The organism is Prevotella dentasini JCM 15908 (assembly GCF_000614065.1).
Classification (GTDB): domain Bacteria; phylum Bacteroidota; class Bacteroidia; order Bacteroidales; family Bacteroidaceae; genus Prevotella; species Prevotella dentasini.
The window spans coordinates 133,896-142,337 of record NZ_BAKG01000006.1; the positions used below are offsets into that span (position 1 = coordinate 133,896).

The following is an 8,442-nucleotide window of genomic DNA, read 5'->3' on the forward strand; positions in this document are numbered from 1 at the left end:
CGTATGGCGGGCGGAGTATGGACTGAATCTTTTAATGATTTGAATATCAGAAGGTTGTAAATAAAATTCCGAAACGCTTCGTCCGGCATGGCAAAACTGCCCGTTTGACGATACGAAAACGCCCCTTTCGCCATGCCGCAAAGCCCCTTTCGTGATACGGAAAGGCCGGTATGGAGGGGTTGATTGTGATTTTTCTTTACATAAAATGTTTTTTACGGCAAGGCAGAGGCAGCTTGGCTGCCTTGCCGGTCTGTGTAATTTCTGTCGTCGTTCCGGCCGGCAAAGGGGGCTGATGGAGCAAAAAAGCAATGCCGTGGCAGAGGAGTAGGCAAATAAGAGGGATAAGTTCTTATTTTCGCGCTCCTTTTCTTGTATATATAATCGGAATATATTATATTTGCAGCCAAAATGGTTCGCTGTCTCCCGGTCGTGCTGCAGCCGTGCTGCCGGAAAAGGATTTGCGCACTCTCACCTAACAATCAAATTCAACTACCAATCATTCAACACTGCAATACTATGCAAGAAACAATGCAAAACGAAGCAGGCAACCCGGCTCCCAAGGGTTTATGGGGGAAATTGTGGGCGCATGTCCCGTCTGGAATCGTCTGTCTCCTCATCATCTTCCTTCTGTTCGGATTCGTCGGTTACAAAATGGGCATGGCACAGATGCTGAATACCATCATGCACACCGCGCACGACCTGTTGCTCAATACGGTCTTCTACCTGATGGGAATCTGCGTCATCACGGGTGCCATCGGAAAGCTCTTTGTGGAGTTCGGAGTCGTAGACCTGTTGGAGAAACTACTCCGTCCGCTGATGAAGCCGCTCTTCAATCTGCCCGGTGTGGCCTCGCTCGGTGCGGTAATGACCTTCCTTTCCGACAATCCGGCCATCATCTCGCTCTCTCAGGACAAGCGTTTCAGCAGCTACTTCAAGAAGTTCCAGTTCATTTCCCTGACCAATTTCGGTACCGCCTTCGGCATGGGGCTTATCGTCATCGTCTTCATGGTGGGGCAGGGATTCTTCGCCGAGCCGCTCATCGGCCTGTTCGGGGCTTTCTGCGGCTGCGTCGTCTCGACGCGGTGCATGCAGCATTTTGTCGTCAAGGCTTATCCGCAATATGCCGTTGAGAATGCTTGCGACACCAACCTCGGGGAGTTGGAAAACCAAACCGTACAGATAGAGGAGAAGTCGGTATTCCTCCGCACGCTCAATTCGCTGCTCGACGGTGGCAAGACGGGTGTTGAGGTAGGTGTGGCCATCATTCCCGGTGTGCTGATTATCTCCACGTTGGTGATGATTCTCACCTTTGGCGCAAGTGCTAACGGACAATATACGGGTGCTGCCTACGAGGGCATAGAGCTTCTTCCTGCCCTTGCCAATAAGGCTGACTGGTTCTTCAGGTTTGTCTTCGGCTTCACCGACCCTCACCAGATAGCCTTCCCCATCACGGCATTGGGCGCGGTGGGTGCAGCATTGGGACTTGTTCCCAACTTCCTCCGTCAGGGTTGGATAGACGGCAATGCCATTGCCGTATTTACAGCCATCGGTATGTGCTGGAGCGGATTCCTCAGTACGCACACCGCCATGCTTGACTCGCTCGGTTATCGCGAACTGACGTCGAAGGCAATCATATCGCATACCATCGGCGGTATCGTAGCTGCACTGATGGCGCATTGGGTTTTCCTCCTCTACATGGCCATCGTGTAACGGCAGAGCAGCCTGCACGATAAGACGGTTTGTCGCCTGCCGTGCTTCCGGGAAGCCTCGAAAGCTCCGCAGGCCGATAGTACCGGCATGAAAAGGCATACCCCCTGCACAGCCCGGAAGGGCATTGGGTGCAGGGGGTATGTCGTATATAGACGGAAAGGACGGCAAGACGGTTTTGCCTTATGCCAGCAGGTGGTAGCAGCCACCGGCCATCGTGCGTATCAGACCCTTCATTTCCATTTCAAAGAGGAGGGCGGTCAGTCGCGAGATGGCGATTCCCGACTGAGCCGAAAGCATGTTAATCTGTAAGTCGTTGTTCTTGCTCAGTGTGTTGACTATCGTCTGCTCCTCTTCCGAAAGGTCGGGGAAAAGGCTCCGTTCTATCCCTTTGCGCTGTGCGTTGGCCAGTCTGATGCCGTCGTCCCAGCCCATCGCCTTCACGAGGTCGGCAGCCGAGGTGATGAGGGCGGCTCCGTTGTCGCGGATAAGGTTGTTGCAGCCCTCGCTGTACTCTGCGCCGACGGGTCCGGGAAAGGCGAATACCTCTCTGCCGTAGCTTCGGGCAATGCTGCACGTGATGAGTCCTCCTCCCCTCTGTGCCGACTCTACGAGGATGGTAGCGTCTGCACAGCCTGCGACGATGCGGTTGCGCTGTACGAAGTTGTGTGCCTTCGGCTGTGTACGGGAGGTGTATTCGGTGAGCAATCCCCCGTGTTGGAGCATCTCTTCGGCCGTCGGGCGGTGTCGGGGAGGGTAGAGGTCGTCAAGTCCGTGGGCGAGTACGCCAACCGTGTCAAGTCCGTTCTGGAGCGCGGCACGGTGGGCGCAGATGTCGATTCCGTAGGCAAGGCCGCTGAAGACGAGCACGTCGGGGCAGAGAGCTTTCAGTTCCCGGGCGAAGATGCGGATGAGGTCTTGTCCGTAGACGGTGCAGTGGCGCGTCCCGACGATGTTGATGATGTGCCGGCTGTTGAGGTTGGCATTGCCGAGAGAGTAGAGGACGAGGGGAGCATCGGGACATTCCATCAGCCGTTGCGGATAGCCGGGATTGTCCATCGTGAGGACGTCGATATGCCGGTTCTGCGTATAGGCGAGTTCTTCCTCCGCCCTTGCGAGCTGCGTTTCGAGATTTTGGAGTCCCGAAACAAGGTGGGGCGAGGCGTCGGGCAGGAGGTCCCGTATGTTCTTTCGGTTCTCCACGACAGCCGTTGCCGACCCTGCCGCACGGTAAAGGCTGAGCAGAGAGGCAAGATTGAAGCGGCTGAGGCGTGTCAGGGCAATGGCATTGATGGCTTCTTGGGTATTCATGGGCAGAGGGATGCAGGCCTTATTTATTTTTTCTACAGCACTTTGGCAAAGGCCTCGTCGTACTCCTTGCTGACGCCGAGGCGTCCGTTGATGAGCGTAACGAGGTCGACGGTAGCGTGGAAGCACAGGCGTTCGTCGCCTGCGCGGTAGATGTCGTGGGTGAAGACGTATCGGATGCCCTTTTTCTCAAGTCCCATCCGGGAGATGAACTCGTCGTCGCAGACGAGCGGCACCTTGTATTCCAACTGCATGCGTGCCACTACGGCATCTACTCCCTGTTCGTGGAGCTGCGAGAAACTGACACCGAGGGAGCGCAGGAAGCGGTGGCGCGTGTGCTCGGTATAGTGCAGATAGTTGGCGTTGTTTACGATTCCTTCGATGTCGCACTCGTAGTCGCGCACTTCCATGCGCGTTTCAAAGATGTAGTTGTTGTTCTTTTCCATAATCGTTTAGTCTTACCAGTCTTCCCAAGTGGGAGGGAACTTGTTGATAAATAAATATTAAAGAGGGTTTGTTGTTTTCTTGCCTTTCAGATATTCGTACCCTATCCTGCACCGAAGGCAGTCCTTGCGGTCGCAATACTCTTTCTTTAGTTGTATGAGAGCCTGCGAATCGCCTGCCGAGCAGACGGGTAAGCCCACCTCCTCCCACATTTTTACGATGTGGTTTCGTTCGGCTTTGAGACGTTCGAGGAAGTCGAAGGCGCGTTGGCAGAGCTTCTCTGAATCTTTGTGCCGGCCGTAGGCGAAGAGCATCGGGACGATAGTGTTGATGATAATCAGGTGGAGCGATGACCGCGAGAGGTGCTTCCGGCTTTTCGGGCTGGCTGAGCCGAACGTGTAATGTGTCTCCCAATAGGGTGTTACCTGCGTGTCAAGGAGTTGTTCTGCCGCCTCTATCGTCTCACATTCTATGAGTGCCGACAGGCCGCTCTTGTGCCGGTGGTAGAGACAGGCCAGCTGCGCGATGCGGATATGGGGGAAGTTTTGCGGACGGAGTCGGAGGAATTTCCACAGCCGGGCATCCATAGGCGTAAGTCCGAACTTATGCGCCAGATAGTCGTATTCGCTGCGCAGCCGGGCAAAATATCCCTCTTTCAGGGCTTCTTCCCGATAGCGTTCGGGAATGGTATCGGGCTGAAGGAGGCCTGCCTGTCCCAGAAAGACGGCTTCAATCTGAAAGATGTTGTCGCGGTGGTGGGCTACCGCTTGCAGGGGAACGCTGCATCCCCACGTCTCGAAGGCGTCGCCGTTGATGCCGAACCCGAAGTTTCGCGCAAGGGTAACGAAGTATCCGGCCTCCCAGCTGCCGTCGCACGCATTGACACGTCGGTGTATTGCCTCGGTCCGTTGTTCGAGCCGCTCGGTCTGGAGGGCCGACATCCACGAGTGAACCGTCAACTGCGACAAACCGGGAATAATCTTGTAGCAGGGCGGATAACTGTCGGTCGTCATCAGTTCATCGTAGTTTTCGCGCACCGGCAGGGGCACATTGAGCTGTAGTTGAGGCAGCGTGGTGCCCGATAGCGTCCTGACCATGGTATCGGACAGGCCCACCACGTGCAGCACCACATTGTCATAGTGTGCGTCGGAGGCGTGCCCGTGCAGGAACCAGTCCGAAGCCTTGTCGTGAATCTCTACGTTTCCCACCCATAATGTGCCGTCTATCTTCACCTTGGCATTGAAGAAGTCGGGTCCGGCATTGCGGTTGGGAAGTCCCGGGTCTATGACCTCGACGGGCCGTCCGTCTACGGTCTTGAGTCCGGCAAGCGGAAACAGCTTGTGTTTCCACACATAATGGATGATTTTCTCCATGATTCCATGGTTTTATGACCGACAAATATACGTTAAATATTCGGGTTTTACAAGTCCTTGCTGTCTTTTTGTACCAATAAGTTAGTAAAGAATGAAAATTAAATGAATATATTTTGTGTTGTGTTCTAATTCCGCTAACTTTGCAAGCATAATTAAATTCAGTATTGAATATGAAGTTAGCACTGATAGGCTATGGAAAGATGGGGCGCATGATAGAGCAGATAGCCCTCGCCCGTGGGCATGAAATCGTATGCAAGATTGATATTGATAACCCTGAAGACTTTGATTCTCCAGCTTTTGCCTCGGCCGACGTAGCCATTGAGTTCACTAATCCGACTGCCGCGTATGGCAACTATCTGAAGGCTTTCTCACACAATGTGAAGGTCGTAAGCGGTTCTACGGGATGGATGCAGGAGCATAAAGCCGACGTTGAAAAACTTTGCACCGAAGGTGGACAGACCCTTTTCTGGGCGAGTAATTTCTCTCTTGGAGTGGCCATCTTCTCGGCTGTCAACCGCTATCTGGCCAAGATAATGAACGGATATCCACAATATGACGTCAGGTTGGAGGAGGTTCACCATGTTCACAAGCTCGATGCGCCGTCAGGGACAGCCATTACCTTGGCGGAAGATATACTCGGCAATGTAGTCCGTAAGGACAAATGGGTGAAGGGACTCCAGCACTTGGCTGACGGAACTGAGACGGGCAGCAATGCCGTCGCCCCCGATGAGTTGCCCATTGCCTCCGTCCGACGCGGTGAAGTGCCCGGTATCCATAGCGTCTGTTACGATTCCGAAGCCGACAAGATAACCATTACACACGATGCCCATAGCCGGAAGGGATTCGCATTGGGCGCAGTTCTGGCTGCCGAATACACCAAAGACCATCAAGGATTGCTCACTACCAGCGATTTATTTCAGTTCTAAGAGCTATTGATACGGCTGACCCCGTTGTCCCGATAGCCATTATTTACGCAATCAAACATTAAAAGTCAATGATAGATAAAGAAAAAGCCAAGCTCAATCCACGCAAGCAGTGGGCGAAGTTCATCATAGTTTCAGTGCTCTATCTTCTCTTCCTCTTGTGGGTGAAGAGCTGGTGGGGACTCCTCGTGCTTCCGTTTATATTCGATGTTTATATTACGAAGAAGATACGCTGGCAGTGGTGGAAAGATTCCGAAGGCCCTGTCCGGTTCATCATGAGTTGGGTAGACGCACTTGTGTTTGCCCTTGTTGCAGTTTACTTCATCAATCTTTTCTTCTTCCAGAACTACGTTATCCCCTCGTCATCGCTTGAGAAATCGCTCCTGACGGGCGACTATCTCTTTGTCTCCAAGGTCAGCTATGGGCCCCGTATTCCCGAGACGCCCCTGACGATGCCGCTTACCCAGCACACGATGCCTATCTTCAACACGAAGAGCTACATTGAGTTCCCCCACTGGGACTACCGTCGCGTGAAGGGGTTGGGGAAAGTGCAGCTCAACGATATTGTGGTATTCAACTATCCGGCAGGCGACACCATTATGAGCGAGCTGGCTTATCAGGCAGAGGACTATTACAACCGCGCCTATACGACGGGCGAGAATCTGCTTGCTCAGCAGACCCCGGGCATCAATCTTTCGACCATGAACGTGCTCCAGCAGCGGGCGTTCTACGAAAAGGCCTATGCCATGGGGCGCAGCTATATCGTCCATAATGCAGGTACATTCGGCGTGCTCGACTGGCGGCCTACCGACCGTCGTGAGAACTATGTGAAGCGTTGTGTAGGCCTCCCGGGTCAGACCATTCAGATAAAGGACAAGATTGTCTATCTGGACGGCAAGCCCAACAAGGAGCCGGAGAACGTTCAGTATACTTATCTCGTCAAGCTGAACAATCTGACGGCTGCCGACCTGCTCAGAGAACAATACGACGACCTCCGCAAGGAGCTGGGCGTCAGCAGCGAGGACGTACAATGCCTGAGCCGTCTTCATGGCTATGATGTCGAAAACGGTCAGGTGCTCAATCAAAATGCCCTTTTGTACGATGGCTATATGCCGCTGACGAAGCATGCCGCGGCTGAGCTGAAGCGTCAGGGCATTGTCCGCAGCATCCGCCCTGTAACAGACAGGGACATTTATAGCGGCCCCAACTATCCTCTGAACGCCTTTACGGGATGGACACGCGACAATATGGGACCCATCTGGATACCGCAGAAGGGCAAGAGTATTACCCTTACGCTTAGGAATCTTCCCGTATATGAGCGTTGTATCAAGGTGTATGAGAAGAACGAACTTGCCGTCAAGGGTGGCAAAATCTTCATTAACGGAAAGCAGACTAATAGATATACTTTCCAATTGGATTACTATTGGATGCAGGGCGACAACCGCCACAACTCCGCCGACAGCCGCTACTGGGGCTTTGTACCCGAAGACCATATCGTCGGTAAGCCACTCTTTATCTGGTGGTCGAGTGATCCCGACCGCAGGGGATTGGGCGGCATCCGTTGGAACCGCTTGTTTTCGTGGGTGGATAATATAAAATAGGAAGTCTTCCAAAGTCTCCTCCGAAAGGAGGGGATGTGAATTATCTCATCTTAGATGTGGGTTACCTCATATTAATAGTTATTATGTAGCATATTAATAGTTATTGGTGCGGCATGTCATCTCACCCGTTTAGTAGCTTTAACCTAACATCCCCTCCTCGCGGAGGGGCTCGGGGAGGCTTCTGACAATAACTACGTTTTTCCCTCTTAATGATGGGTTAATAATTCAAGCAAGGTTACTTTATGCAATCCTCTCTTTCATTTGGCAATGCTAACTCACATTCCCTCCTCGCGGAGGGGCTTGGGGAGGCTTCCCATAACTTGGGAGAGGCTTTGTTGTCTTCTGCTTATTTCGGACCCGTTCAGTGGTATCAGAAGCTCAACCGCTACGATTTGTGCCTGATAGAGTGTCATGACAACTTCGTCAAGCAGACTTACCGCAACCGCTGTATCATTGCTGCTGCGAACGGGCCTCAGACACTCTCCATCCCCATAGAAAAGTTCGACGGTCCGAAATGCCCGATAAAAGACGTGCGTATCAGCGACCACGGCAACTGGCGGCATATCCATTGGAACGCCCTCCTGTCGGCTTACGGAGAGAGTCCTTTCTTTGAATACTATCAGGACGACCTCCGCCCCTTCTTCGAGAAGCGGTGGGAATATCTCTTCGACTTCAATATGGAGATAACGGCAAGGCTCTGCGACTTGCTTGATATACGGCCTTCGTACCGTCCTACTGACGAGTTTGTCCCCCTGACTGCCGGTGATGATACGGCAAGCTCCGTGTTTGCCGACTTCCGCGAAGCCATCCGCCCGAAGCATCCTGCTGCGGATGCTGATTTCCAACCCCGTCCTTATTATCAGGTTTACCAACAGAGGTACGGTTTCCTGCCTAACCTCAGCATCCTCGACCTGCTTTTCAACGAAGGCAACGAGGCTGTATTGTATTTATGAAACTACGGGTAAGTGCAATGGATGAAATGATTCTGTTCTGTTTCTGTAGGGAGAATCCTTTATATTGACAAGACTATAATGTGAAAATCTTCCGAAGCCGCGATTTATATCGCATTATCGGGAGTAAAGAAAA

At 52.8% G+C, this 8,442-nt stretch carries 7 protein-coding genes; 4 read left to right on the forward strand and 3 right to left on the reverse strand.

All coding sequences use genetic code 11. The features are described from left to right. The first annotated feature begins 528 nt into the window (after window positions 1–528). Window positions 529–1,710, forward strand: coding sequence for a nucleoside recognition domain-containing protein (locus JCM15908_RS04635; protein WP_199897205.1), 1,182 nt, complete (start codon window positions 529–531; stop codon window positions 1,708–1,710). A 180-nt stretch (window positions 1,711–1,890) separates the two neighbouring features. Here the strand turns inward: JCM15908_RS04635 and dprA are convergent, their stop codons facing one another. Genes dprA through JCM15908_RS04650 form a run of 3 tightly spaced genes read right to left on the reverse strand, consistent with a single transcriptional unit; the run spans window position 1,891 to window position 4,832 of the window. Beyond that, window positions 1,891–3,018, reverse strand: coding sequence for a DNA-processing protein DprA (dprA, locus tag JCM15908_RS04640; RefSeq protein WP_025002456.1), 1,128 nt, complete (start codon window positions 3,016–3,018; stop codon window positions 1,891–1,893). Window positions 3,019–3,050: 32 nt separating this feature from the next. Continuing rightward, entirely contained in the window at window positions 3,051–3,461 is a 411-nt protein-coding gene (locus JCM15908_RS04645; protein WP_025002457.1) for an acyl-CoA thioesterase, read from the reverse strand. Between the two features lie 57 nt (window positions 3,462–3,518). Then, window positions 3,519–4,832, reverse strand: coding sequence for a DUF2851 family protein (locus JCM15908_RS04650; RefSeq protein WP_025002458.1), 1,314 nt, complete (start codon window positions 4,830–4,832; stop codon window positions 3,519–3,521). A 170-nt stretch (window positions 4,833–5,002) separates the two neighbouring features. On the opposite strand from JCM15908_RS04650, the gene dapB reads away from it, so the two are divergent. The 3 genes from dapB to JCM15908_RS04665 all read left to right on the forward strand — a co-directional run bounded on the left by dapB (window position 5,003) and on the right by JCM15908_RS04665 (window position 8,309). After that, window positions 5,003–5,758: a 4-hydroxy-tetrahydrodipicolinate reductase gene (gene dapB, locus JCM15908_RS04655; protein ID WP_025002459.1), complete on the forward strand. Its 756-nt coding sequence runs from the start codon at window positions 5,003–5,005 to the stop codon at window positions 5,756–5,758. A gap of 68 nt (window positions 5,759–5,826) precedes the next feature. After that, complete coding sequence (locus JCM15908_RS04660) at window positions 5,827–7,356, forward strand: S26 family signal peptidase (RefSeq protein ID WP_025002460.1); 1,530 nt, start codon at window positions 5,827–5,829, stop codon at window positions 7,354–7,356. A 242-nt stretch (window positions 7,357–7,598) separates the two neighbouring features. Next, on the forward strand, window positions 7,599–8,309 hold the full coding sequence (locus tag JCM15908_RS04665) for a WbqC family protein (protein ID WP_036892755.1): 711 nt from the start codon (window positions 7,599–7,601) through the stop codon (window positions 8,307–8,309). Window positions 8,310–8,442 lie beyond the last annotated feature (133 nt).